The following is a 23,596-nucleotide window of genomic DNA, read 5'->3' on the forward strand; positions in this document are numbered from 1 at the left end:
AATTGATGCACCCGCGTGTCAGCCTCCACCAGGTTGCCTTCGTGGCCGAGCCGACCGCGGGATTCGTCGACTTCTGCTGCGACATCGGGGTGCAGCATTGCACCCTCACCACGCCGCTGCTCCGGACCGAAAGCGAGCGAGAGGCGGCGCGTCGGAGCGCCATCAGGGTCGGCTGCGTCAACCATCCCTTCGCGGTCCACCCCGACCTCCAGCGCGACAACGGCGCGGCGACCGAGCACCTGCTCGACGCGATCGCCATCGCCGCCGAACTCCGCGCGCCATACATCTACCTCCTCACCGGCGGACGGGGCGCACTGTCGTGGGAACAGGCCGCAGAGCGCTTCGCCGACCTGATCGCCCCGGCCCGCGATGCTGCGCAAGCGGCGGGCGTGGCGCTGCTGGTCGAGAACGCCTCGGCTTTCAACGCCGACATCCATATCGCCCATACCTTGCCCGATGCCACGCGCCTCGCAAAGCTGGCGGGCATCGGCGTGTGCATCGAACTCCACGCCTGCTGGCCCGAGGCCGCCTTGCGCGAAAACCTCACCGCCGCCATGCCGATCACCGGGCTCGTGCAGGTGAGCGACTACGTGCTCGGCGACCGCACCAGCCCCTGCCGCGCGGTGCCCGGCGACGGCGTGATCCCGCTGGAGGCGATCCTTCGCGACGTTCTCGACCTGGGGTACACAGGGCTGTTCGACCTCGAACTGGTCGGCCCGCGCATCGAAGCCGAGGGCGCGGTACTGGCCTGCACCCGCGCCGCACGGTACCTTTCCGACGTTCTCGACCGACTGGGAGCCTGACGATGGCCTTTGGCGACGCACCCGACGATGCCCCGCTCGCTTCCGCGTGGGAGCAGTTCTGCGAGCACCTCAAGACCGCCGGGGCTAACGCGTTCAAGGACGCGAATCCCGCCAACCCGCTCCAGCGCGCCGACGCCTTCCGGTTCCTGACGCAGAACCTCGGCCAGGCCTTCGATCTCGCGTTGGAGACGAAGGACCCCGCCTTCCCGCAGATCCACGCCTTCACCACGCCGACGATGAAGCTGGGCGGCGACGTCGCGGACTTCACCTACCGCCAGGCCTGGATCGACGGCGCCCACGCCTATCGCATCACCGGCCGCAAGGGCACCGCGCGCTGGCTCAACGTCACCGTGCAGGGCCCGCGCCCCGCGACGATCCCCGGCACCGACTGGCCCTCGCTCCACGAACCCTTCGGCGACATTCCCGAATGTAACCTGCTCGGCAGCCAGATCGAGGCCGACGCGGGCGGCAACTTCGAACTGTTCATCGGCGGCGAGCCGCGCGAACGCAACTGGCTCCCCACGACGCCCGGCAGCCGCAAGCTGTTCATCCGCGAGGCCTTCGACGGCTGGGACGAGACGCCGACCACGCTCACCATCGAGCGCATCGGCATGAATGCGCCCCGCCCGCTCCCCAGCCCCGCCCGCATGATCGAGGCGATGGACTGGGCGGGCGCTTTCGTCACCGGCCTGATGCGCGACTGGCCCGAGCACTCGTGGATGACCTCGCGCGGGGTCTGCGATCCCGGCCTGCGCAACCAGTTCCCCGCCGACCGGACCGCCAACGACAACTCCGACGCCAAGCGCGGGCGCATGGCCGCGCATATGGTCTGGCGACTCGAGCCGCACCAGGCGCTGATCGTCGAGATGGACATGCACCCCGGCTTCTGGATCTTCGGCATGGGCGGGGCCTTCGCGGGCTCGATGGACTTCCTCCACCGCCCGGTCAGCTACACCCCGGCGCGCACCCGCGTGGACGGCGACGGCGCCGTGCGGCTGGTGCTCTCGCACGACGATCCGGGCGTTCACAACTGGCTCGACACGCAGGGCTTCACGGGCGGCAATCTGACCTACCGCAACCTCCTGACGCAGGACCCCGCCAGCTTCCGCACCCGGCTGGTCGACCGCGCGGACCTGATGGAGCATCTGCCGGTCGACACCGCCATGGTCACGCCCGAGGAACGGCAGGCCATGCTCGCCGAACGCTACCGCTCGATCAAGCGTCGCTATGGCATCTGACGCGCTTTTCGAAATACACGAACATGTCGACGTGATTTATCGCAATTATCCGGACCAACTGGCGCGCCCATAAAGGCCTCAAGCGATGCAGAACGCACCGCAAGATACACAGGCCTCCGGTTCCGAATGCGAACCGCCCGCCCGTCACCAAGGAAACCGGACATGACCACCATCGTCGATACCCTTTCGCCCGCGACCCGTAGTACCGCCACCTCCGCCCTAGAACGCTTGCTGCCCGTCATCGGGCGCGTGCTGATCGCCGCGATCTTCCTGCTGAGCGGCGCCTCCAAGATCGCCGACCCCGCCGGTTCGATCGCCTACATCGCCTCGGTCGGCCTGCCCCTGCCATCGCTGGCGCTGGTCGGGGCGATCGCGGTCGAGATCGCCGGCGGCCTGCTGCTGATCTCGGGGTACCGCGTGCGCACCGTCGCTGCCGTGCTCGCCGCGTTCAGCCTCGCCACCGCCGTGTTCTTCCATAGCGCGCTGGGTGACCAGAACCAGTTCATCCACTTCTTCAAGAACGTGGCGATGGCCGGCGGCCTGCTGCAGATCGTCGCCTTCGGGAAGGGTCGCGCCTGAACGCATTACCGCGAGGCCTGTCTGATCAACTGAGCAAACAGGCCTCGTCGCCCCTTCGCGGGGATGACGGTTTTGAGGGACGGCCCTACGCAAATTCCCCCAGCCCCCCGGTCACGTCCCCTGCACCATGTCCGCCTATCGTCCCCGCTCGATCCCCGAGCCGGAGGAGTGCCGATGAGCGGACTGGAAAGCCTCCTGATCAAGGCCAAGGGCGCGGCCCGGCGCGGCGAGACCGATGCGGCGCGCGCGATCTACCGCACCGTCCTCGATCGCCATCCGCGCAATGCCCGCGCCCTCGCGGCGCTTGATGCACTGGAAGCGAACGGCGACACCCCCGCCCAGATCGAGTTCGACGCCATGGTCGCCGCTTTCCGGGACGGGCGCATGGACGAGGCGGCGCGGCTGGGCCAGTCGCTCTCGCGAGCCAATCCCCACGCCCACGGCGTCCACAACCTGCTGGGCGCCGCGCTGCTCGACCTCGGCAACGACGGCGGCGCCGAGATGGCCTTCCGCCGCGCCATCGCCGCCGATCCGGACGCGCCCGCCGCCTACAACAATCTAGCCATAGCGCTGCGCCGTCAGGGCCGCGTGGAAGACGCCGAGGCGACCTACCGCGACGTGATCGCCCGCGCGCCCCGCTATGCCGATGCCCCCTACAACCTCGCCGGCCTGCTCGAACAGGCCGAGCGGCTGGACGAGGCGGCGCAGTGGCTGGAAACGGCGATCACGATCGACCCCGGCCATGTCGATGCGCACTACAACCTCGGCAACCTGCGCGCGCGGCAGGGCTGGCGCGACGAGGCGATTGCCTGCTTCGCGGCCGCCGCCACGCTCAGGGCCGACCACAGCGACGCGCACAACAACATGGGCGCGCAGCTGCTGACTGCCCAGCGAGGGGACGAGGCGCTCGCCGCGTTCGACCGCGCGCTTGTCGCCGATCCCGCCAATACGCAGGCCATGGTCAACCGCGGCAAGGCGCTGGTGCTCAAGGGGGACCGCGTGGCCGCCGTCGCCGCCTTCCGCGCCGCGCTGGCGCTGAACCCGGCCGACAAGTCCGCGTTGCTGCAGACATTGTTCGAGGAAGCGCACTTGTGCGACTGGCACGCGCGCGGCGACTATGCGCTGACCGACGGGCCGGAGGCGGCGGCGGTGCAGCCCTTCGCCTCACTACCCTTCGTGGACAACCCAGCGCACCAGTACCGCCGCTCGCTGGCCTGCGCGGCGAAGCTGTTCCCCGATGCACCCGCCAGCCTGCCGGGCCCCGCGCCCTCGGCGGATGGCCGCATCCGCGTGGGCTACTTCTCGGCCGACTTCCATGACCATGCGACAATGCACCTGATGGCCGGCTTCTTCCGCATGGCCGACCGCCGCCGCTTCGAGGTGCGCCTTTACAGCTACGGCCCGCAGCGCGAGGGCGACGCCGCGCGCGTGGCTTTGCGCAGGCAGGTCGACGCCTTCACCGAGATCGGGGGGATGCGCGACGAGGACGTGGTGGCGCTCGCCCGCGCGGACGGGCTGGACATGGCGGTGGACCTCAAGGGCTATACGCTGGGCACCCGCACCCGCGTGTTCGGCCAGCGCCTCGCGCCCGTGCAGGTGAGCTGGATGGGCTATCCCGGCACGCTCGGCCACGCCGCCATCGACTATTTCATCGCCGACCATGTGACCATGCCGCCGGGCGCGGAAGTGTTCTTCACCGAGAAGATCGTGCGCCTCGCCCACTGCTACCAGGCGAACGACGACCGGCGCGCCATCGTGCCGGACGCGCGCGGGCGCGCCGGGTGGGGACTGCCGGAAACCGGGTTCGTCTTCGCCAGCTTCAACCAGAGTTACAAGATTTCGCCCGCCGAATGGGACATCTGGATGGACCTGCTGAGCGCCGTGCCGGGGAGCGTGCTGTGGCTGCTGGACACCGGAGCGCCGGTGCAGGCCAACCTGCACCGCGAGGCGGGGGCGCGCGGCGTCGATCCGGAGCGGCTGGTGTTTGCCAAGCCGATCGCGCATTCGCAGCATCTCGGCAGGCTGGTCCATGCCGACCTGTTCCTCGATACCTTTGCGGTCAACGCCCACACCACCGCGAGCGACGCGCTGTGGGCGGGCCTGCCGGTGCTGACGCTTGCCGGACGCCAGCTCGCCGCGCGCGTCGCCGCGAGCCTCGTCCATGCGGCGGGGCTTCCCGAGCTGGCGGTGGAGAACGTCGCTGACTATGCGGCTCTGGCCCTGGCGCTGGCGCGTGATCCGGAGCGGATGGCGGCCCTGCGCGCGCGGCTGGCGCAAAACCGCGCGCATTGTCCGCTGTTCGATACGTCGGGTTATACGCGCCGGGTCGAGCACGCGCTGGCCGAAATGCACCGCCGGGCGCAGTCGGGCCTGGCGCCGGAGCATTTCGAGGTGGTGTAGCCCGTCACAGAAGCAGCGGGTGGCCTTCCAGCCGGAGCAGCCAGGCCTTCGCCTCGAGCCCGCCAGCAAACCCGGTCAAGCCGCCGCTGCCGCCGATCACCCGGTGGCACGGCGCGATGATCGAGACCGGGTTGCGGCCGTTCGCAGCGCCGACCGCCCGGCTGGCGCCGGGGCGTCCGAGGGCGCGGGCGATTGCGCCGTAGCAGCGCGTCTCACCGAAGGGGATCTCGAGGAGCGCCTGCCAGACGCTGCGCTGGAAGTCGGTGCCGCGGAAATCGAGCGGGAGGTCGAACACCTGCCGCTGGCCCCGGAAATACGCCTCGAGCTGGTCAACGGCAGCGTCCAGCACCGGATGGCTGCCCGGGTCCGCCGGGCCGAGCACGACGCGGCCCGGCCGGTCGTCCTCCCACAGCACCGCCGCGAGGCCCGCATCGCCGCCCACCAGCGTGAGTTCGCCCACCGGAGAGGGCATCGTCCGTTGAAACAGGGAGTAGGTCGGATCCAGCATAAGCGACATCTGGCGTCGTCAGCCTCACGACGCAAGGGGCCGGAATGGCGAAAGGGCGGCCCGTTCTGGACCGCCCTTTGACCGGGACACACGACTATAACCTAACCGCCCGCATTTGGTTCCGGCTTGCTCAGCAGGGCGAGCAGCGAGATCCGGTTGAAGAACCACAGCCGCTGGAGTTCCAGCCCGCTGTACTTCGCCAGCGTGTTGGCGAACGTATAGGGCGTGTACCAGTGGTTGTGGTCGGGGTGGACGGCTTCCAGGAACGTGCCGGTCTGTGCCACGTAGTCGAAGTGGCGGTTCCGGCACTGGAAGGCATCGGGCACCGAGATCAGGAACAGCGGCGCGTCCACCGCCTCGACCTGCGCGAGGAAGCCGGCGACGTCGGGGACGTGCTCCATCACTTCGGGCACCAGCACGAGGTCGTAGCTGTCCGACACCTGCGCAAAGTCGGTGAACAGCTCGCCGAAGACATGGGGGCGCAGCCCCTCCAGCGCCTCGGCATGGGGATCGAGGCCGTCGAGCCTCGCACAGTGCGGCTCCAGCGCGATGTGGAGCGAGGTGGCCGGGTCGGTGATCGGCCAGTCCGCGCAGCCGACATGGAGCACCCGCTGCCCGGCGCAGAGCCCGCGCAGCACGTCGAGTCGTCCGAGGTCGGCCAGCTCCGCGCTGACCGGCACACGCTGGAGGAAGTAGGGTGCGTGCATCTGCTCAAGCGGGGATTCGGCGGGTTCCTCCGGCTGGGGCACCGGTTCCTGCGGCTGCGCGGCCATCGTGGAAACGTCCGCCTCGTGCATCCGCTCGTAGCTCCTGAGAGTGGAGCCCCAGAGCTGATGCGCGTAAACCTTGTCCGCGCCTTCGTAAGTCACTCCGGTGAAGTGGCGCGGGATGAAGTAGTGGCTCGGGTAGATGCGCAAGGGGGTGTAGCGGTGCGCGCGGTAAGCGTCGGTAAGGCGCTGCGGGCCGACCGTCTGCCATGCCATCGCGTCCGTCACGGTCGGCGCGGCGGCGATGTCGTCGATGATCTGCTTGACGAAGGCATTGCCCGGCGTGCAGCCGAAATAGCCCGCCGCGATCAGGCCGGGCCGTGCGATCTCACTTTCCCAGCAGGCGAAGGCCTCGCAATTGAGCAGCCACTCGTCGAGCGGCGCCGCGCAGATGGAATCGGCGTCGAAGACAATGCCGCCGTGTTCGTGGAGGATTTCCCAGCGCATCATGTCGGCGACGCCGTTCCACTCGCGCTTGGCCATCTCGGCCATGTGAGCGGCGTTGATCCAGCCCCGCGCTTCGAACTCGGCATTGCCCCAGAGGTGGAAGGTCCAGTCCGGGTGCGCGGCGCGCCAGGTCTGGATGCAGTTGTCGGGGCGCCGGCTCTCGTCGCCCACCCAGATGAAATGGAAGGTCTTGGGTATCATGCTCGCGGGGCCTCCGGCTGGGCGTCGGGCCGGATGCTAGGACGACATGGTAAATCGCCGCCGAAGCGCGCCTAAGGGAAAGCCGAAGGGTCCTTCCCGGCCTGGAGCGGGGGGCCGGGGGCCGGGAAGGACAGGTGTCAGCCGCGCCAGGGTGGCACGGACGGCGATGCTTTCGGCCGGAGCGGGCCTGGCTTGCGGAACCGCCGCGCTCCGGCCGGGCAGCCCGAAGGCTGCCGGGGGGCTCAGTCCTGGGGTATCACCCAGCGAATGGTGCCATCGTACGTTCCCGTGACCTTGTCGCCCATGGCGTCGCTCGCCGCATCGAAGCGGGCGCGCCGGGCGACGTTCCTGCAGGTCGCCGCATCGAGCCCGGCGTAACCGCTCGACTGCGTGACCGTGCAGTCCGTGACCCGGCCCGAAGCGTCGATGGCGACACGGAAGCGCACGGTTCCCGTGTGACCGGCACGGATGTCGGCGGTGGGATAGTCGTCGGTGGTGACCCAGCCGGCCTGGTCGCCGCGCGGGCGGGCGGTCTTCGGGGCGAAGCGGGCCGGCGGTTCGGTGGCTTTCGGCGTGACGAAGGGCGTGGGATCGCCCGTGGCGCCGCCGGTCGGCAGCACCGGGTCGATGACGACCTCGGTGAAGTGGTCGTCCGGCACCAGGGCGATCCTCGGCGTGACCGTCGTGATCCGGGTTGGGTCCAGCATCGGCTTGTCGTCGATCTTGGGCGGGTCGGCCGGGATGGGCGTGATCGGCGTGGTCGGATAGATCTGGGTGGGCAGGTGCCGGGGCGGATCGGGCGCGAACATGGAGACCGCGAAGCCGTTGACCAGGGCAATCGCGAGCCCACCCTGGATCAGCGCGACCACGCCGCCGGTCAGGGCTTTCTTGTTGCGATTGCCGGAATTCCCGTCGGTATAAGACATGGGCATCCTCTCTCCTATGCGGCCCATGTTCCTACAGTTCACCGCAGGCCCGGCACCGTTCATGGGCAGAAGAGTATCACGGCCAATTTACTTGGGAACTGTTTTTTACTAAGGATGCCAAGCGTTTAATTATGCTTGGACACTATAAACAAGCTTAGCGCTTATTGCATCGCAACACGCGCATCGAATTACCGCACTCCGGCGAGCGTCTTCTGGCGGCGGCGCTGCACCGAACTGCCCAGCCCGATCGCCTCGCGGTACTTGGCCACGGTGCGTCGGGCCAGTTCGAAACCCTTGCCCTTGAGCAGGTCCACCAGCGCATCGTCCGAGAGGATCGCTTTGGGGTCCTCCGCCTCGATCAGCTGGCGGATGGCCGCCTTGACCGCCTCGGCGGACGCCCCGCCCTCGCCGTCCGCGGAGGCGACGCCGGAACTGAAGAAGTACTTCAGTTCATAGGTCCCGCGCGGGCAGTTGAGGAACTTGTTCGAGGTCACCCGGCTGACGGTCGATTCGTGCATGCCGATCGCCTCGGCGACGGTGCGCAGCGTCAGCGGCTTCAGGTGCGAGACGCCGTGGCGGAAGAAGCCGTCCTGCTGCTTCACCAGCTCGGCCGCGACCTTGAGGATAGTTTTCTGCCGCTGGTCGAGCGCCTTGATCAGCCAGTTGGCATCGGCCAGCTTGTCCGACAGCCACGCGCGCGAGGACTTGTCGGCGCAGCCGCCCTTCAGTTCCACGTAGTAACCGCGGTTGACGATCAGGCGCGGCAGCGTCGCCTGGTTGAGCGCGATGTCCCAGCCGCCGTCGGCGCGTGGGGTGATCAGCACGTCGGGCGTCACCGCGCCGCCGGGCTCGCCGCCGAAACGCTGCCCGGGCTTGGGATCGTAGCTGCGCAGCTCGGCGAGCATGTCGGCGAAGTCTTCGTCGTCCACCCCACACATCCGCTTGAGCCGCGCCAGTTCGCCGCGTGCCAGCAGGTCGAGGTTGTCGATGAGCCTGGCCATGATCGGATCGTAACGGTCGGCCTCCCGGGCCTGCAGCGCGATGCATTCCGAAAGCGTGCGCGCGCCGACGCCGGTGGGATCGAGCGCCTGAACCACCGCCAGGCCCTCCCCCGCCTCATCGATGCCGATGCCCAGGTCGGCTGCCAGTTCGGGCAGGCTGAACGGCAGGTAGCCCGCTTCGTCGAGCTGGCCGATGATGTAGTGCGCGACACCTGCGGTCAGCGGATCGCGCGCGGCGGCGCCCACCTGCGCCGAGAGGTGCTCCGCCAGCGTGGTGCCCGAGGCCGCGCGCTCGTCGATCCCGGGGCCGTCCTCGCCAATGCCCGAACGCAGTTCGGATCCCCAGCTCGAATCGTCGCCCGCCTGCCCGTCGCCGGTGTCGCGATCACGGTCGAGCGCAGTGGCGTCGATGTCGAGCGGGCGGTCGTCGGCGCCGCGCCCCTCGCCGATCAGCTGGTCGACCGACGAGCCTTCGAGGGTGGTGCGGCGCTCGTCGGGAATCTGGTCGCCGGGTACCTCGACCGCGTCGCCGGGCGCCGGCGCGCCGACGTCGAGCAGGGGGTTGGCGTCGAGCGCTTCGCCGATGAAGGTTTCGATTTCGAGGTTCGACAGCGCCAGCAGCTTGATCGCCTGCTGCAGCTGCGGCGTCATCACAAGCGACTGGCTTTGCCTGAGATCGAGGCGCGGCCCCAGCGCCATGGATCAGGCCTCCGGGGTGCGTGGCCTCACAGCGTGAAGCCTTCACCCAAGTACAGGCGGCGCACGTTCTCGTCCGCGACCAGCGCTTCGGGGCTGCCGGCGAACAGCACCTGGCCGCCGTAGATGATGCAGGCGCGGTCGACGATGTCTAGCGTCTCGCGCACGTTGTGGTCGGTGATGAGCACGCCGATGCCGCGCGTCTTGAGGTCGCGCACGAGGTCGCGGATGTCCGAGATCGAAAGCGGGTCGATGCCGGCGAACGGCTCGTCGAGCAGCATGATCGAGGGCTTGGCAGCGAGCGCGCGGGCAATCTCGCAGCGGCGACGTTCACCGCCGGAAAGCGCCATCGCCGGGCTGGTGCGCAGGCGGGTGAGGCCGAATTCGTCGAGCAGGCGGTCAAGCTCGGCCTGGCGCACGTCGCGGTCGGGCTCGTTCAGTTCGAGCACGGCGGCGATGTTCTGCTCCACCGTGAGGCCCCGGAAAATCGAGGTTTCCTGCGGCAGGTAGCCGAGGCCGAGGATCGCGCGGCGGTACATCGGCAGGCGGGTCACGTCGACGCCGTCCATCAGGATCCGGCCCGAGTCCGGCCGAACCAGGCCCATGATCGAATAGAAACAGGTGGTCTTGCCCGCGCCGTTCGGCCCGAGCAGGCCCAGCACTTCGCCCTTGGCGACCGACAGCGAAATGTCGGTCAGAACCGCGCGCTTGTCGTAGCTCTTGGCGATCGAGATGACCTCCAGCCCGCCGTTCTCGGCGAGAAGCTGGGCGTCGATGGCGTTCTTCTCCACGGAGGGAGCGGCGCCTTGGTCCTGCGTGAGATCGGTGCTGGCAGTCATCGCGCGGGACTTAACGCAGGCAGGCGGGGCACCGCAAGCCGGCATTTCCTCTTAATCGGTGCAATTGGCAGGTTTCGTGCATGTTGGCCGGCGGCCATGCGGCGCCCTTCGCACTTGCAAAAAAGGGAACTGAACTTGATCTGAACATCATAAGATGTTGTACTCCCAAAAAAGACGAGGAGTCGCCCGATGGACAGAATATCGGACCATGCAGCGCACCAGTCGGCGCTCAGTTCCAGTTCGGCCCAGCCTGCCCCGCCGCAGCCGGGCGCTTCGGGCACCACACCCTCGTTTGCGAGCCGGGCCGCCTCCATGATCGACTGGCGCCGCAAGATGAGCGACCACATCGCCTATGCCCTGCTGGTCTACACCGCGTTGCAGATTTTCGTGACGGTCGGCGCGCTGAAATCGGGCGGCGGCTCGCTGCTGCCCTACTTCGCCCTCGTCATGCTGGTGGTCGCGATCATCCCCGCCTGCCGCCGCTTCGAATCGCGCTGGAACCGCCTGACCGACGAGCAGGCGCATGATCCGTCGCTGGCCCCCTACTACAGGCGCGACCGCCTTGCGCTCTGGGCCCTCGCCATCGGCCTGCCATTTGCGCTGACGGCGCTGTTCAAGGGCCTTGCGCTGGCATTCGCCTGAAAGCCGCCACTAAACTCCGCCCGCCTCTCGGTTCGGGAAGGGAGTCCGCCACGGGAATGAACCCGATCGTCCTTTGAAACTCCCGTTTGCCCTCGTCCCGCGCGGCGACTAGGGCGGGCGCACGCATTTCGCAGTCGGGAGTTTTTAGGCACGATGCTCAGTCCGGATCAGGCTAGGGACCGCGCGCTCGACCTGGTGGAGCGCGCCCGCCGCGCCGGGGCCGATGCCGCCGACGCGGTCTACGGCGCCAACTCCTCCGAAGGCATCCAGGTCCGCCTCGGCAAGCTCGAGGACGTCGAGCGCTCCGAGGGCGAGCACATCGCGCTGCGCGTGTTCTCGGGCACCCGCTCGGCCAGCATCGGCTCCTCCGACCTCTCGGGCGCCGCGCTCGACGAGCTGGCGGCGCGGGCGATCGCCATGGCCCGGCTCGCTCCTGAGGACGCCTATGCCGGCCTCGCCCCGCAGGAGCTGCTGGCGCAGGGCCCCTGGCCCGAACTCGACCTCATCGACCCGGCCGAACCGAGCCCCGCCGCGCTGCGTGCCATGGCCGAGGAGGCGGAGGACGCCGCGCGTTCGGTGGCCGGCGTCACTAATTCGGACGGCGCCACCGCCAGCGCCGGGCTTGGCGTCTTCGCGCTGGCGACCAGCCACGGCTTTTCCGGCGCCTATGGCTCGACCAACCATTCGGTCAGCGCCTCGGTCGTCGGCGGCGAAGGGTCCGGCAAGCAGCGCGACAATGCCTGGCGCACCGCGCACTACGGCGCCGACCTGCCCTCGCCCGCCGAGATCGGCCGGCTCGCGGGGACGCGGACCGTCGCCAAGCTCGATTCGGGCAAGATGAAGAGTGGAGCGATGCCCGTGGTATTCGACCCGCGCGTATCGAGTTCACTGGTCGGGCACCTGCTCGGCGCGATCGCGGGCAGTTCGATCGCCCGGCGCTCCAGCTTCCTGCTCGACAAGCTGGGCGAACAGATCTTCGCGCCCGGCACCGTGATCGCCGAGGACCCCCACGTCCGCCGGGGCCTGCGCGCACGTCCGTTCGACGGCGAGGGCCTGCCGACCCGCGCGCGCAACATCGTCGAGGATGGGCGGGTGACCGGCTGGCTGCTCGATTCAGCGTCGGCGCGCCAGCTGGGGCTCGCCCCCACCGGTCATGCGACGCGTAGCGGCGGCGGAGCGCCCAGCGTGTCGGTCGGCAACGTCCACCTCGGCGCGGGCGAACTCTCACCGGCAGAACTCATGGCCGACATCGCCGACGGGGTCTATGTGACCGAACTGATCGGCCAGGGCGTCAACGGCGTCACCGGCGACTACAGCCGCGGCGCCGCCGGCTTCCGTATCGTCGGCGGCGAACTGGCCGGGCCGGTCGCCGAATTCACCATCGCCGGCAACCTGCTCGCGATGTTCGCGCGGATGACGGCCGCCAGCGACCTCGAATGGTACCGCGCGATCAACGTGCCGACGGTGCGCGTGGACGGGATGACCGTCGCCGGCGACTGAGGCGCGCGCAGGGCGGCCCGGTCCCGGGATCGGGTCGCCATCACGTCGATGATCTGGGGAAACTGGAGCGGGCGAAGGGATTCGAACCCTCGACCCCAACCTTGGCAAGGTTGTGCTCTACCACTGAGCTACGCCCGCTCTGGCGTTTCCGAAGGGCTTCGCATCAGCGCGCCGCCTCGGGTGGAGGGGCCACTAGCAGCGGTTCACGCCCTCTGCAAGGGGGCTGATGCGCTCTTGGCGCAAATGGCTCAAGGGCGGGCGATCAGCGCGTCCGGCGGCGCCTGTTGAGTGCCAGCGTCGCCAGCGCGAGCATCACCAGCACGGCCAGGCTGTCGGCCGCCAGGTCCAGCCATTCGGCATCGCGGTGGAGCGAGGGGATCATCTGCGCCACCTCGATCCCGGCGCCCAGCAGGACCAGCCCGCCCGCGATCCTCAGCTTCGAAACGGCGGGATAGCCTAGCACCGCCAACACCGCGAGCGTGGCGAAGGCGAGCATGTGCTGGAACTTGTCGCTTGGCTCTCCGGGCAGCTGCGGGGGGTGGGGGAGCACGGCCATGACGACCGCAAAGACGAGCGCGAGCCAGAAGCCGATTCGGAAGATGTTCTGCATGGGACCACTATCGTGCTGCGCCGCAGCAGATACAAATCGAACCTGACCCATACCGGAAAGTATGAGGTCGGAAATGCGTCGATGATCTGGGGAAACTGGAGCGGGCGAAGGGATTCGAACCCTCGACCCCAACCTTGGCAAGGTTGTGCTCTACCACTGAGCTACGCCCGCTCTGGCGCTTCACGAACCGGTCGGCCTGAGCGGCTTCCGGTGTGGAGGCGCGCCACTAGCAGCGGTCGGCGGGGGCTGCAAGAGGGAACTGCAAGAATTCTGAAATCGCCCCGCGACGGCGGCATCGGGGCGCTTCGCGGATGCATTCGCCCTTCACAAATCGACCCGGAAGGCCAATCTATGGCCTTCGTCCGACGTAATTTGCATATGGGAGCGCGTACCTTGGCCAGCATGGGTCTCAATCTCGACGAGCAGAAGGCCGTCGATCGGTTCCGCGCAGCGGTGGCCGAGCCTTCGATGACCCAGCTCGTCATCCTCGACTTCTGGGCGGAATGGTGCGGCCCGTGCAAGGCGCTGACCCCGGTGCTGGAAAAGGTCGCGGCGGACTATGCCGACAAGGGCGTGATCCTCGCCAAGGTCAACGTCGACGAGGAGGCGTTCATCGCCTCGCAGTTCCAGGTTCGCTCGATCCCGACGGTCTACGCGATCTTCCAGGGCCAGCCGGTCGCCGACCTCACCAATGCCCGCAGCGAATCGCAGCTCAAGACGATGCTCGATCAGCTGCTCGAAAAGCTGCCGGTGCAGCCCGCCGGGACCGAACCGCAGGTCGACCTCGTGCCGCTGATCGCCATGGGCGAGGACGCGCTGGCAGAAGGCGACGGCGAACGCGCCGCCAGCATCTTCATGCAGATCCTCGAAGTCGCGCCCGACAACGGCGAGGTCATCGCCGGCCTCGTGCGCTCCTTCATCGCCGCAGACCGGCTTGAGGAAGCCGCGCAGGTCCTCGATTCGCTGGGCGAGCCGCTGACCGCCGACCCGCACATCGAGCGCGCCCGCAAGGCGCTGACCCTCGTCCAGGACAGGCCCGACGACAGTGCGCTGGCTACCCTGCGCGCCGCTGCCGCCGAACGCCCGGCCGACATGGACGCCCAGCTCGCCTTCGCCGCCGCCGCCTTCGCGGCCGGCGAGCGCGACGATGCGGCCGCCACGCTGCTGCGCATGGTCGCCGCCGACCGCGAATGGAACGAAGGCGCCGCGCGCGCCAAGCTCCTCCAGATCTTCGAGGCGGTCGGTCTGGAAGACCCCTGGGTCTCGGCGACTCGGCGCAAGCTCTCCACCGTGCTGTTCGGCTGACCCTTGGCGCGGGTCACCATCTTCCCTCTCCCCGGCGCGGTGCTCTATCCGGGATTGCAGCTGCCGCTCCACATCTTCGAGCCGCGCTACCGCGCGATGGTGAGCGACGCGCTCGCCCGCGACCGCCTGATCGGCATGATCCAGCCGCAGCGCGCCGTGGAGGGCTCGCCGCTCTACTCGGTCGGCTGCCTGGGCCGCATCGGCGACGTCGAGGCGCTGGAGGACGGGCGTTTCAACATCATCCTGACCGGAGAGGCCCGCTTTCGCGTCGTGCGCGAACTCGACGTCGCGACCCCGTTCCGGCAGGTCGAAGCCGAACTGCTGATGGAACGCGGCGACGAAGTGCTCGCCCCGATCGAGCGCGCCAGCTTCGAACGCGAGGCGCGGCGCTTCGCCGATGCGCAGGGCTACGTGGTGGACTGGGAACAGGTCGGCCGGCTGGATGACCTCTCGCTGATCAACGGCGTCTCGCAGATCGCCCCGTTCGATCCCGCCGCCAAGCAGGCGCTGCTGGAAGCATCGGGGCTGGGCGACCGCTGCGAGCTGCTGGTCCAGCTGATGCAGTTCTTCGGCCGCACCAACGACGACGACGAGGACGGCGCGACGCTGCAGTAAGTTCCTCCGCGAAACGGGGAGGAACACCCGTCATGCCCGATGTGGCGCAAGCAGGATCACGCCCGCGCCCATGAGGCACAGCGCCGCCCCACCCACATCCCAGCTATCGGGCCGCACGCCCTCGGCGAGCCACAGCCAGAGCAGCGCGGAGGTGATGTAGATCCCGCCATAGGCCGCATAGGCCCGGCCCGCCTGCGAGGTATCGACCCGCGTCAGCAGCCAGGCGAACAGCACCAGCGAGGCGCACCCCGGAACCAGCCACCACACGCTCTTAGACAGCCGCAGCCACGCCCAGAACGCGAAGCAGCCGCCGATCTCGGCCAGCGCGGCGCAGAAGTAGATCGCGCCTGTCTGGATCATGGGGCCTGGGTCATCCCGGCAGCAGCGTGGCCTTGACCCCGTCGATCACATACTGCGCCGCCAGCGCGGCCAGCAGCACGCCGAGCAGGCGGCTGATCACCGCCTCCACCTTGTCGCCCAGCACGCGCATCAGCGGGCCGGCGGCGGCGAGCGCGGCGAAGCTCAGCGCCATGACGGTGAGCATCGCGCCCAGGATGACCAGCGTCTGCATGTCGCCCTTGGCGCGCGAGGTGAGCAGCATCATCGTCGCGATCGAGCCCGGTCCGGCCAGCATCGGCATCGCCATCGGGAAGACCGAGACGTCCTCCACCTCGGGGGTGCCCATCAGCTTCTCGGCCCGCTCCTCACGGCGCTGGGTGCGCTTTTCGAACACCATGTCGACGGCGATCATGAACAGCATTATGCCGCCCGCGATGCGGAAGGCGTCGAGTTCGATGTGCAGCGCGCCGAGCAGCCGCTCGCCGAACAGGCCGAAGACGATGAGGATGGCGCTGGCGATGAGACATGCGCGGGCCGCCATGGCGATCGCCTGCCGCCGGCTCGCTCCCGCCGAAAGCCCCGCATAGATCGGTGCGCAGCCGGGCGGGTCGATCACCACGAACAGGGTTATGAAGGCGCTGATGAAGAGTTCGTACATGCTTTATTCCACGGGCTTGCTGGCGGCAACGTCGAGCGAGAGCACCTGCCGCATTGCGCCGCCCTTGCGCAGCGACACCGAGACCGTGCGGCTGTCATCGGGCGCGACATCGTAGGACCAGCTCAACGTCCCGTCGTCGGAGCGACCGAAGCCCTGCTGCGCCGCGAGGCCCGACTTCTGCTGGACGACGATGGCGCCTTCCGGCAGCGGCGCGCCGGGGCGCTCGGTGCAGTCGGCAACCGAGGCGGAGAGCATGTCGGGCTCCTTCAAAGGTTCTGACAGCGCGTCGCCCTGGTCCAGCACCCAGCGGTACTTGCCCTTTTTGACCTGCTTCCAGATCGTGGTGAAATAGCCGGTCGAGCCGTCGGGCTGCTGCCATGCGCCCCTGGTGACGCCGAGGGTGCCGTCGCAGCTCATCCAGACCTGATGCGCCTGCCACTGGACGGGCGCGGCGGGGTCCTTGCGCCCGCTGAGCCACGCCTTCGCGTAGACGGCGCGCGGGGTGAACATCACCGCGTCGTCATCCGCGTATTCGCGGAAGGCCGTCCACTGCCCCTTCTCGCGCGCGGTGCGGGCGAAGGCGATCTCGGCGGCGACGAGCGCGCTGGGGTTGGCGGTGCCGGTGCCCGGCGGCGGCATGCGGCGCCGCTCGGCTCCGGCGAGAGAAGCGGTCGCACCCACCAGCGCGAGAAGCGCCAGGGCGGGCACGAGGCGCTTCAAAGGACGCTCTCGTCGATCTCGAGGCCCATGTTGCGATGCGCGGCGACGATCGTGTTGCGCAGGAGCACGGCGATGGTCATCGGACCGACCCCGCCCGGCACCGGCGTGATCGCGCCCGCGACTTCGGAGGCAGACGCGAAATCGACGTCGCCGACCAGCTTCGTCTTGCCCTCTTCCGCGCCGGGGACGCGGTTGATGCCCACGTCGATGACGGTGGCGCCGGGCTTGAGCCAGTCGCCCTTGACCATCTCCGGGCGGCCGACGGCGGCGACGACGATGTCGGCGCGGCGCACCACTTCGGGCAGGTCTATCGTGCGGCTGTGCGCAACGGTGACGGTGCAGCTTTCGGCGAGCAGGAGCTGGGCCATCGGCTTGCCGACGATGTTCGAGCGCCCGATCACCACCGCGTTAAGGCCGGAAAGCGAGCCCAGCCGGTCCTTGAGCAGCATCACGCAGCCGAGCGGCGTGCAGGGCACGAAGCCCGGCAGGCCCGTGGCGAGGCGGCCGACATTGACGACATGGAACCCATCGACGTCCTTGTCCGGATTGATGGCGGCGATGACCTTCGCCTCGTCGATGTGCGCGGGCAGCGGCAGCTGGACGAGGATGCCGTCCACCTCCGGGTCGTCATTCAACTGCTCGACCACCGCGAGCAGGTCCGCTTCGGAGGTATCTGCGGGCAGCTTGTGCTCGAAGCTCTCCATCCCGCAGGCCACGGTCTGCCTGCCCTTGTTGCGCACATAGACCTGGCTCGCCGGGTCCTCGCCCACGAGGACGACCGCGAGGCCGGCCTTGCGGTGCGCCTTTTCAAGGAAGCCCGCGGCCACTTCGGCGACGCGGGCGCGCAGGGTCTCGGCGAAGGCCTTGCCGTTGATCACTGCCGCGCTCATCAGCCGTAGGCCCGCGCGAGGTTGCCGAGGATGATCTGCAGGATCGTCAGCCCGATGATCAGGACCATCGGCGAAAAGTCGATCGCGCCGGTGTTCGGCATGATCTTGCGGATCGGCCGGAGCATGGGCTCGAGGATCGCGTTGAGCGCCGTGTAGACGGCGGAGACGAACTGGTTGTGCATGTTGACCACGTTGAACGCGATCAGCAGGCCGAGCACGAACTGCACGATGACCACGAAAACGATGATGTTTATGAGGTAATCGACGATCTGGTAGAGGGTGACGAACAGCAACGTCGGCTCCTTTGGTGCGCGGGACACGCGTCTAGGTCGCGCTGATAGCCGAGCGGGCGGCATTCCGGCAAGGGCGCGTCCACCGGGGATGCATCGGGATCGACGAAAACGAGAGGTGTGACGCCTTCATGGGCGCGGCCGGTCCGGCTCGGCGTCTCCTACCCCTACCTCGTCATCCCCGCGAAGGCGGGGACCCATCTCCTGTAGATGCAATAGGAAACGGCATCAGTTGGGTTCCCGCCTTCGCGGGAATGACAGAGCTTTGGAGCTGGGTTTCTGCCCGCGCGGGCAAGGACTGAGCCTTTGGGCGAAATCGCCGGCCCGCCCCGTCACTGCGTGAGCGTGGACGTCCGCTCGATGCGCCAGTTCAGCTGTTCCTCGCTGGCGCCCGGCACGTCGTTGACGCGGCGCAGGACGATGGTGCCGCGCTTGGAGGGCTTGCCGTCGCCGAAGTCCACCACCAGCGGCGCTTCGTAGTAAAGCGAGCCGGCCGCGCCTTCCATGTCGCCCTTGCCGACCGCGAGCTTGGGGCCGCGGCCGCCGAACTCGGCTTCCAGCTTGGCCGGGGTCATCTGCGCATCGAGGCTCCACGCCCTGGCGCCGCTGGCCCAGTCGCCGTTGCGGATAGCGCTGACGTAGTAGCGCAGCAAGCGTTCGGGATCGCGGCGCTCGCCCAGCGCGGCCATGTCGAGCGTGGAGGCCGCAGCAGGAACGCCGGTCGCGTCGCCGCCCGGCGTGTCATCGAGCACCGCGCCGCTGGCCTCGGCCGCCGCGTCCGCGCTCGCTCCGCCGCTAGGTGCGCCCGGCGTCCTGTCGCAGGCGGCGAGCAGGAGCGCCGACCCGGAGAGAGCGATTGCGAGTGCGGCTGTGATACGCATGTGCTTGAAAGTGCCTTTCAGTTGGCAGGTTCCCCCCCGAGGAACATGTGGCCCGCGGAAGATTTCAGCCAGCCCGGATCAGGGTGCCCGCACCTTCCTGCGTGAATATTTCCAGCAACATGGCATGCGATACCCGTCCGTCAAGCACGACCGCCGCCTCGCAGCCCGCTTCGACCGCGTGGATGCAGGTTTCGAGCTTCGGAATCATGCCGCCGGTGATGGTGCCGTCGGCCTTCAGCTTCTCTATGTCGGCGGGGGTGAGGTCGGTCAGCAGCTCGCCCTGCTTGTCGAGCACGCCGGCCACGTCGGTCAGCAGGAACAGCCGCGAGGCGCCGAGCGCGGCGGCGATGGCGCCGGCCATCGTGTCGGCGTTGACGTTGTAGGTCTTGCCGTCCGGCCCCGGCGCGATCGGGGCGATCACCGGGATCATGCCGGCAGCGGAAATGGTTTCGATGACGGAGGTGTCGATCGTCTCCGGCTCGCCCACAAAGCCGAGGTCGACCACCTGCTCGATCAGGCTGTCGGGATCCTTGCGGGTACGCTCGACCTTGCGCGCGGTGACCATGCCGCCGTCCTTGCCGGAAACGCCCATGGCCTTGCCGCCGGCCTTGGCGATCCAGCCGACGATCTCCTTGTTGATCGCGCCCGAGAGCACCATCTCGGCGACCTTGGCGGTGGCCTCGTCGGTGATGCGCAAGCCGTCGACGAAGCGGCTTTCCACGCCCATGGTCTTGAGCATGGCGCCGATCTGCGGGCCGCCGCCGTGGACAACCACCGGGTTGATGCCGACCGCTTTCAGCAGCACCACGTCCTCGGCGAAGTCGTGCGCCTTCTCGGGATCGCCCATGGCGTGGCCGCCGTACTTCACGACGAACGTGCGCCCGGCGTAGCGCTGCATGTAGGGCAGCGCGTCGACGAGGGTTTCGGCCTTGACCAGGAAGGCGGGATCGTGGGGATTCGACATGAAACGGGCTTTACCCGTGTACGCGCGATTTTGAACCCGTTTTGCGCTATTTTTTATGGCGATCTGCTGCCTGGAAGCGTCAGGCGTCCAGCTTGCGGCCCAGCTTCACGAAGAAGAAGATGAACGGCGGCACCATGATCGTCGAGAGCACCAGCTTCGAGATGATCTGCCCCTCCATGATCGACAGCAGCGGCAGGCCGGTGCCGACGAACGAGATGGTGATGAACAGCACCGTGTCGATCACCTGCGAGAGCATCGAGGCGACCCAGGCGCGCACCAGCAGCAGCCTGCCCTTGCCCTCCGACATGCGCGAGAACAGGTAGACGTTGAGAGTCTGCGACACCCCGTAGGAGATCAGCCCCGCGAACTGCATCCGCGCGCCCTGGCCCAGCAGCCGGGCATAGGCTTCCTGGTCACCCCAGAACGCGGCGGGCGGCACCACGTGGATCACGAAGGTCAGCAGCAGCATCGAGACGATCAGCGGGATGAAGCCGTAGCGCACCAGCCGGTTCGCGCATTCCTTGCCGTGCAGTTCGGCCACCGCGCTCGACAGCACGACCAGCAGCAGGAAGGCGAAGATGCCCGATTCCACCGCGAGGTCGCCCAGCACCGGCCAGTGCCCGAGCGAGGCCAGCTTGGTGCCCAGCACCCCCGCGAGGACGACGAGCCCGCCGTAGAGCAGCGAAAAGACGAACAGCGAGCGGGTGATAACGGGAGCGGGTCGATTCATCCGCCATGCTCATAATGCGCGGCGCCCGATCGCACCAGAGCGCGCGGACAAAATCGAAAAAGCGGCGCGGGGACCTAGTTCAGCAGCCGGCCCGGGTCGCATGAGGGGCCCTGCAGGCTCTCGATCGCGGCCTTGGCGAAAGCGACCGCCAGCTCGGCAATTTCCCTTGGCATGGAGATGACGTTGGCGTCACTCTGGGCGAGTTGCTCGGTTATGTAGTTCGATACCGCGAGCGCAAGCTCAAGAGTAGACACATCCATATCCATCGTGTGCTTCCGCAAGGTGATTCTCAGTCCATTGTATGCTGGATCCGTCACTGCGGATATCCCGCTGCGGCGCATTAATTACATGATCTTGATTTGACTGCTGAATATAAAAACGATCATTTTTACATTGATATATAAGATATTTCTGAAAATCACGGCAGCCCGCATGCCATGCTGCGGCGCACACCGGGTCGATGATCGCGCTTTCGCGAGCTTGCGGCGCGAAAACAGGCACGCCGTCCTACACCGCCCCCGGCGCGTACCCTGCATCGCATGGCCGCACCGACATCGCCCCTCTCATCGCACGGACAGGTTTGCGCCCAAGGCGACACCGTCATCCGCAAGGCGACAGATTCCGGGCCCGGGACGACCGTTTTGCCCCAGGACCGTGTAAACCGTGTAAACCTGTGTCGCCTTGCGCCGGTTCGGCGCGCTGAAAAGGCTCTAGCCCTGCCGCCCCTGCACCAGTAGGGTCCGCCCCTGTTCTCAACGCTTTCCTTCCGGAGCCACCCGCCTCGATGCATGTCGCCTACAGCCTGATCGGCATCGTTCTCATCATGGCGGCAGCGTTCCTGCTCTCCACCGACCGCCGGGCGATCCGCCTGCGCGTGGTCGGCGCGGCCTTCGCGCTGCAGGCCGGCCTCGCTGCGCTGGTGCTCTACGTGCCGTTCGGCAACCGCCTGCTGCGCGGCGCGGCGAGCGGCGTGGAAAGCCTGCTCGGCTATGCCCATGCCGGCGTCGACTTCCTGTTCGGCCCGCTTGCCTCGCCCGAGATCGGCGGCACCAGCTTCGCCATCGCGGCGCTGCCGGTGATCATCTTCTTCGCCTCGCTGATCTCGATCCTCTACTACCTCAGGATCATGCCGCTGGTGGTCCGCTGGCTCGGCGGCGCGCTCGAGAAAGTGACCGGGATCAGCAAGGTCGAAAGTCTCTGCGCGGCCTCGAACATCTTCGTCGGCCAGAGCGAGGCGCCACTGGTGATCCGCCCCTACCTTGCCTCGCTCAACCCCTCGCAGCTGTTCTGCGTGATGACCGTGGGCCTGGCGGGCGTGGCGGGGACGATCCTCGCCGCCTATGCCTCGATGGGCATCCGCATCGACTACCTCGTCGCCGCCGCCTTCATGTCGGCGCCGGGCGGCATCTTCATGGCGAAGATGATCATGCCCGACCCGCGCCTCCCGCTCACCCTGGAGGGCGACGTGCACGAAGGCACCGCCCCGCCCGCCGGCATGGCCGCCGCCGCGCTCAACCGCGAGGACGTGACCCACCAGCCGGGCGTCCACATCGACGAGCCCGAAGCGGTGGAGCATGAGGAGGAAAAGCCCGCCAACATCATCATGGCCGCCTCGCAGGGCGCGCAGACCGGCGTGAAGCTGGCGGTGGCGGTGGGCGCGATGGTGCTCGCCTTCGTCGCGCTGATCGCGCTGGCCAACGGCTTCGTCGGCTGGTTCGCGGGGCTGTTCGGGTTCTCGGGCGTGACCTTCCAGTCGCTGCTGGGCTATCTCTTCGCGCCGATCTTCTACCTGCTCGCCACCCCCGACTGGACCGAGGCGATGCACGCGGGCGGGTTGTTCGGCACCAAGATCGTGCTCAACGAATTCGTCTCGTTCATCGAACTGGGCAAGGACGGCCTGCTTTCCCCGCGCACCGTCGCGGTGGTGACTTTCGCGCTCTGCGGCTTCGCCAACTTCTCCTCGATCGCGATCCAGATGGCGGTCACCGGCGGCCTCGCGCCCAACCAGCGGCCGATCATCGCCAGGCTGGGCCTGCGCGCGCTCGCTGCCGGCAGCCTCTCCAACCTGATGAGCGCGGCGCTGGCGGGGCTGTTCCTGACGGCGTTCTGAACCGGCCCGTCGGGGCGATCTTGCCCGGCGGCGTCTGGACAGGCGGGGCGGCGGCCGCTCTGCTGCGGGCATGCCGGCACCAGTTTAAGGAGAGCGCACGATGCCCGAGCAATTCCGCGACACCTACGGGCCGGTGGCGCTGGTCACCGGGGCCTCCTCGGGCATCGGCCTCGCCTTCGCCGAGGAACTGGCGATGCGCGGCTTCGACCTCGTACTCCCCGCTCGGCGCACCGACCGGCTCGACGCACTGGCCGAGCGGCTGCTGTCCTCGCACGCCACCCGCACCACCGTGCTGGGCTGCGACCTCGCCGATCCCGACGCCCCCGCCCGCATCGTCGCGGCGACGGAAGGGACCGACATCGGCCTCGTCGTCAGCAATGCCGGCTTCAACGTCAAAGGCGCCTTCGAGAGCACAGACGCCGCCGCCATGGCGCGGATGCTCATGGTAAACTGCCACGCGCCGATGCAGCTCGCCCATGGCCTGATCCCGAGGCTCAAGGCGCGGGGGCGCGGCGGCATCGTGTTCACCGCCTCGGTCGAGGGGCTGATCGGCTGCCCCTATTCCGCCGCCTATTCGGCGTCGAAGGCCCTGGTCGTGGCGCTGGGCGAAGCGCTCTGGGGCGAGATGATCGGCACCGGGGTCGACGTGCTGACGCTGTGCCCCGGCGCCACCGAATCGGAAGCCACCGCCGGACTGGAAGGCCTCGCCAATCTCCAGAGCGCGGCCGAGGTCGCCGGGCTCGCGCTCGACAACCTGCGCGAGGGTCCGACCTTCGTGCCCCACGCCCATTACCGCGCCATGTTCGACCACTTGCGCAGCCTGCACCGCCGCGAGGCGCTGACGGGCATGGCAGAGGGCATGCGCCAACGCCTCTGACCCGGCAGGCATGACGGAAATCGTCATGAACAAGGCGCCCCGATTGCGGCATTGTCGCAA

At 68.3% G+C, this 23,596-nt stretch carries 25 protein-coding genes and 2 tRNA genes; 10 read left to right on the forward strand and 17 right to left on the reverse strand.

Annotation, left to right across the window (positions count from 1 at the left end):
* The first annotated feature begins 5 nt into the window (after positions 1-5).
* The 4 genes from AC07M9_RS12205 to AC07M9_RS12220 all read left to right on the forward strand — a co-directional run bounded on the left by AC07M9_RS12205 (position 6) and on the right by AC07M9_RS12220 (position 5,020).
* A complete protein-coding gene (locus tag AC07M9_RS12205; RefSeq protein ID WP_494884023.1) occupies positions 6-803 on the forward strand; it encodes a sugar phosphate isomerase/epimerase family protein in 798 nt (265 codons plus the stop codon).
* Between the two features lie 2 nt (positions 804-805).
* On the forward strand, positions 806-2,041 hold the full coding sequence (locus AC07M9_RS12210; protein WP_494884024.1) for a DUF1214 domain-containing protein: 1,236 nt from the start codon (positions 806-808) through the stop codon (positions 2,039-2,041).
* Positions 2,042-2,203: 162 nt separating this feature from the next.
* Positions 2,204-2,620: a DoxX family protein gene (locus tag AC07M9_RS12215; RefSeq protein ID WP_494884025.1), complete on the forward strand. Its 417-nt coding sequence runs from the start codon at positions 2,204-2,206 to the stop codon at positions 2,618-2,620.
* A 174-nt stretch (positions 2,621-2,794) separates the two neighbouring features.
* Positions 2,795-5,020, forward strand: a complete 2,226-nt coding sequence (locus tag AC07M9_RS12220) for an O-linked N-acetylglucosamine transferase, SPINDLY family protein (protein ID WP_494884026.1) — start codon at positions 2,795-2,797, stop codon at positions 5,018-5,020.
* 4 nt (positions 5,021-5,024) lie between these two features.
* Here AC07M9_RS12220 and AC07M9_RS12225 read toward each other — a convergent pair whose 3' ends face one another.
* From AC07M9_RS12225 to lptB, 5 genes are all read right to left on the reverse strand, one after another.
* The gene (locus AC07M9_RS12225) at positions 5,025-5,537 is read right to left on the reverse strand and encodes a methylated-DNA--[protein]-cysteine S-methyltransferase (RefSeq protein ID WP_494884027.1); all 513 of its coding nucleotides are present in this window, start codon (positions 5,535-5,537) and stop codon (positions 5,025-5,027) included.
* A 92-nt stretch (positions 5,538-5,629) separates the two neighbouring features.
* Positions 5,630-6,943 (reverse strand): glycosyltransferase, encoded by a 1,314-nt coding sequence (locus AC07M9_RS12230; RefSeq protein ID WP_494884028.1) that lies wholly within the window; start codon positions 6,941-6,943, stop codon positions 5,630-5,632.
* 242 nt (positions 6,944-7,185) lie between these two features.
* Entirely contained in the window at positions 7,186-7,869 is a 684-nt protein-coding gene (locus tag AC07M9_RS12235) for an energy transducer TonB (RefSeq protein WP_494884029.1), read from the reverse strand.
* Positions 7,870-8,057: 188 nt separating this feature from the next.
* Positions 8,058-9,569 carry an RNA polymerase factor sigma-54 gene (rpoN, locus tag AC07M9_RS12240; RefSeq protein ID WP_494884030.1) on the reverse strand — a complete coding sequence of 504 codons (1,512 nt, stop codon included), beginning with the start codon at positions 9,567-9,569 and terminating at the stop codon, positions 8,058-8,060.
* A gap of 26 nt (positions 9,570-9,595) precedes the next feature.
* Entirely contained in the window at positions 9,596-10,405 is an 810-nt protein-coding gene (lptB, locus tag AC07M9_RS12245) for an LPS export ABC transporter ATP-binding protein (protein ID WP_494884031.1), read from the reverse strand.
* A 189-nt stretch (positions 10,406-10,594) separates the two neighbouring features.
* Here lptB and AC07M9_RS12250 point away from each other — a divergent pair, with 189 nt between their 5' ends.
* A complete protein-coding gene (locus AC07M9_RS12250; protein ID WP_494884032.1) occupies positions 10,595-11,047 on the forward strand; it encodes a hypothetical protein in 453 nt (150 codons plus the stop codon).
* 153 nt (positions 11,048-11,200) lie between these two features.
* A complete protein-coding gene (locus AC07M9_RS12255; RefSeq protein WP_494884033.1) occupies positions 11,201-12,547 on the forward strand; it encodes a TldD/PmbA family protein in 1,347 nt (448 codons plus the stop codon).
* Positions 12,548-12,610: 63 nt separating this feature from the next.
* Here AC07M9_RS12255 and AC07M9_RS12260 read toward each other — a convergent pair.
* The 3 genes from AC07M9_RS12260 to AC07M9_RS12270 form a co-directional block, all read right to left on the reverse strand.
* A tRNA-Gly gene (locus tag AC07M9_RS12260) sits at positions 12,611-12,685 on the reverse strand.
* 124 nt (positions 12,686-12,809) lie between these two features.
* Positions 12,810-13,157, reverse strand: a complete 348-nt coding sequence (locus AC07M9_RS12265; protein WP_494884034.1) for a VanZ family protein — start codon at positions 13,155-13,157, stop codon at positions 12,810-12,812.
* 96 nt (positions 13,158-13,253) lie between these two features.
* Positions 13,254-13,328, reverse strand: a tRNA-Gly gene (locus AC07M9_RS12270).
* 231 nt (positions 13,329-13,559) lie between these two features.
* Between AC07M9_RS12270 and AC07M9_RS12275 the strand changes: the two genes are divergently transcribed.
* Entirely contained in the window at positions 13,560-14,462 is a 903-nt protein-coding gene (locus AC07M9_RS12275; protein WP_494884518.1) for a tetratricopeptide repeat protein, read from the forward strand.
* 3 nt (positions 14,463-14,465) lie between these two features.
* Positions 14,466-15,077: an LON peptidase substrate-binding domain-containing protein gene (locus tag AC07M9_RS12280; protein ID WP_494884035.1), complete on the forward strand. Its 612-nt coding sequence runs from the start codon at positions 14,466-14,468 to the stop codon at positions 15,075-15,077.
* 30 nt (positions 15,078-15,107) lie between these two features.
* On the opposite strand, the gene AC07M9_RS12285 is transcribed toward AC07M9_RS12280, so the two are convergent.
* From AC07M9_RS12285 to AC07M9_RS12325, 9 genes are all read right to left on the reverse strand, one after another.
* Positions 15,108-15,437, reverse strand: a complete 330-nt coding sequence (locus AC07M9_RS12285; RefSeq protein WP_494884036.1) for a YnfA family protein — start codon at positions 15,435-15,437, stop codon at positions 15,108-15,110.
* A gap of 10 nt (positions 15,438-15,447) precedes the next feature.
* The gene (locus AC07M9_RS12290) at positions 15,448-16,074 is read right to left on the reverse strand and encodes a MarC family protein (RefSeq protein ID WP_494884037.1); all 627 of its coding nucleotides are present in this window, start codon (positions 16,072-16,074) and stop codon (positions 15,448-15,450) included.
* A gap of 3 nt (positions 16,075-16,077) precedes the next feature.
* Complete coding sequence (locus AC07M9_RS12295; protein ID WP_494884038.1) at positions 16,078-16,794, reverse strand: Cif family virulence factor; 717 nt, start codon at positions 16,792-16,794, stop codon at positions 16,078-16,080.
* A complete protein-coding gene (folD, locus tag AC07M9_RS12300; RefSeq protein ID WP_494884039.1) occupies positions 16,791-17,684 on the reverse strand; it encodes a bifunctional methylenetetrahydrofolate dehydrogenase/methenyltetrahydrofolate cyclohydrolase FolD in 894 nt (297 codons plus the stop codon). The genes AC07M9_RS12295 and folD overlap by 4 nt, the downstream gene beginning before the upstream one ends.
* Positions 17,684-17,977: a YggT family protein gene (locus AC07M9_RS12305; RefSeq protein ID WP_494884040.1), complete on the reverse strand. Its 294-nt coding sequence runs from the start codon at positions 17,975-17,977 to the stop codon at positions 17,684-17,686. Before AC07M9_RS12305 ends, folD begins: the two co-directional genes overlap by 1 nt.
* A 329-nt stretch (positions 17,978-18,306) precedes the next feature.
* Positions 18,307-18,855 carry a hypothetical protein gene (locus tag AC07M9_RS12310; protein ID WP_494884041.1) on the reverse strand — a complete coding sequence of 183 codons (549 nt, stop codon included), beginning with the start codon at positions 18,853-18,855 and terminating at the stop codon, positions 18,307-18,309.
* 64 nt (positions 18,856-18,919) lie between these two features.
* The gene (gene argB, locus AC07M9_RS12315) at positions 18,920-19,819 is read right to left on the reverse strand and encodes an acetylglutamate kinase (protein ID WP_494884042.1); all 900 of its coding nucleotides are present in this window, start codon (positions 19,817-19,819) and stop codon (positions 18,920-18,922) included.
* 79 nt (positions 19,820-19,898) lie between these two features.
* Positions 19,899-20,549, reverse strand: coding sequence for a queuosine precursor transporter (locus AC07M9_RS12320; protein ID WP_494884043.1), 651 nt, complete (start codon positions 20,547-20,549; stop codon positions 19,899-19,901).
* 74 nt (positions 20,550-20,623) lie between these two features.
* Positions 20,624-20,815, reverse strand: a complete 192-nt coding sequence (locus AC07M9_RS12325; RefSeq protein WP_494884044.1) for a hypothetical protein — start codon at positions 20,813-20,815, stop codon at positions 20,624-20,626.
* A gap of 518 nt (positions 20,816-21,333) precedes the next feature.
* On the opposite strand from AC07M9_RS12325, the gene AC07M9_RS12330 reads away from it, so the two are divergent.
* A complete protein-coding gene (locus tag AC07M9_RS12330; protein WP_494884045.1) occupies positions 21,334-22,659 on the forward strand; it encodes a NupC/NupG family nucleoside CNT transporter in 1,326 nt (441 codons plus the stop codon).
* Between the two features lie 100 nt (positions 22,660-22,759).
* Positions 22,760-23,536 carry an SDR family NAD(P)-dependent oxidoreductase gene (locus tag AC07M9_RS12335; protein WP_494884046.1) on the forward strand — a complete coding sequence of 259 codons (777 nt, stop codon included), beginning with the start codon at positions 22,760-22,762 and terminating at the stop codon, positions 23,534-23,536.
* The last annotated feature ends 60 nt before the right edge of the window (positions 23,537-23,596 follow it).

The sequence above is a fragment of the Novosphingobium sp. GW821-FHT09E05 genome, from assembly GCF_059416165.1.

What these genes read in the sequence shown, in the direction of transcription:
- AC07M9_RS12205 (WP_494884023.1), top strand. Translation starts at nt 6, where the DNA reads ATGCACCCGCGTGTCAGCCTCCACCAGGTTGCCTTCGTGGCCGAGCCG.
- AC07M9_RS12210 (WP_494884024.1), top strand. Translation starts at nt 806, where the DNA reads ATGGCCTTTGGCGACGCACCCGACGATGCCCCGCTCGCTTCCGCGTGG.
- AC07M9_RS12215 (WP_494884025.1), top strand. Translation starts at nt 2,204, where the DNA reads ATGACCACCATCGTCGATACCCTTTCGCCCGCGACCCGTAGTACCGCC.
- AC07M9_RS12220 (WP_494884026.1), top strand. Translation starts at nt 2,795, where the DNA reads ATGAGCGGACTGGAAAGCCTCCTGATCAAGGCCAAGGGCGCGGCCCGG.
- AC07M9_RS12225 (WP_494884027.1), bottom strand. Translation starts at nt 5,537, where the DNA reads ATGTCGCTTATGCTGGATCCGACCTACTCCCTGTTTCAACGGACGATG.
- AC07M9_RS12230 (WP_494884028.1), bottom strand. Translation starts at nt 6,943, where the DNA reads ATGATACCCAAGACCTTCCATTTCATCTGGGTGGGCGACGAGAGCCGG.
- AC07M9_RS12235 (WP_494884029.1), bottom strand. Translation starts at nt 7,869, where the DNA reads ATGTCTTATACCGACGGGAATTCCGGCAATCGCAACAAGAAAGCCCTG.
- rpoN (WP_494884030.1), bottom strand. Translation starts at nt 9,569, where the DNA reads ATGGCGCTGGGGCCGCGCCTCGATCTCAGGCAAAGCCAGTCGCTTGTG.
- lptB (WP_494884031.1), bottom strand. Translation starts at nt 10,405, where the DNA reads ATGACTGCCAGCACCGATCTCACGCAGGACCAAGGCGCCGCTCCCTCC.
- AC07M9_RS12250 (WP_494884032.1), top strand. Translation starts at nt 10,595, where the DNA reads ATGGACAGAATATCGGACCATGCAGCGCACCAGTCGGCGCTCAGTTCC.
- AC07M9_RS12255 (WP_494884033.1), top strand. Translation starts at nt 11,201, where the DNA reads ATGCTCAGTCCGGATCAGGCTAGGGACCGCGCGCTCGACCTGGTGGAG.
- AC07M9_RS12265 (WP_494884034.1), bottom strand. Translation starts at nt 13,157, where the DNA reads ATGCAGAACATCTTCCGAATCGGCTTCTGGCTCGCGCTCGTCTTTGCG.
- AC07M9_RS12275 (WP_494884518.1), top strand. Translation starts at nt 13,560, where the DNA reads ATGGGTCTCAATCTCGACGAGCAGAAGGCCGTCGATCGGTTCCGCGCA.
- AC07M9_RS12285 (WP_494884036.1), bottom strand. Translation starts at nt 15,437, where the DNA reads ATGATCCAGACAGGCGCGATCTACTTCTGCGCCGCGCTGGCCGAGATC.
- AC07M9_RS12290 (WP_494884037.1), bottom strand. Translation starts at nt 16,074, where the DNA reads ATGTACGAACTCTTCATCAGCGCCTTCATAACCCTGTTCGTGGTGATC.
- folD (WP_494884039.1), bottom strand. Translation starts at nt 17,684, where the DNA reads ATGAGCGCGGCAGTGATCAACGGCAAGGCCTTCGCCGAGACCCTGCGC.
- AC07M9_RS12310 (WP_494884041.1), bottom strand. Translation starts at nt 18,855, where the DNA reads ATGCGTATCACAGCCGCACTCGCAATCGCTCTCTCCGGGTCGGCGCTC.
- argB (WP_494884042.1), bottom strand. Translation starts at nt 19,819, where the DNA reads ATGTCGAATCCCCACGATCCCGCCTTCCTGGTCAAGGCCGAAACCCTC.
- AC07M9_RS12320 (WP_494884043.1), bottom strand. Translation starts at nt 20,549, where the DNA reads ATGAATCGACCCGCTCCCGTTATCACCCGCTCGCTGTTCGTCTTTTCG.
- AC07M9_RS12325 (WP_494884044.1), bottom strand. Translation starts at nt 20,815, where the DNA reads ATGGATATGGATGTGTCTACTCTTGAGCTTGCGCTCGCGGTATCGAAC.
- AC07M9_RS12330 (WP_494884045.1), top strand. Translation starts at nt 21,334, where the DNA reads ATGCATGTCGCCTACAGCCTGATCGGCATCGTTCTCATCATGGCGGCA.
- AC07M9_RS12335 (WP_494884046.1), top strand. Translation starts at nt 22,760, where the DNA reads ATGCCCGAGCAATTCCGCGACACCTACGGGCCGGTGGCGCTGGTCACC.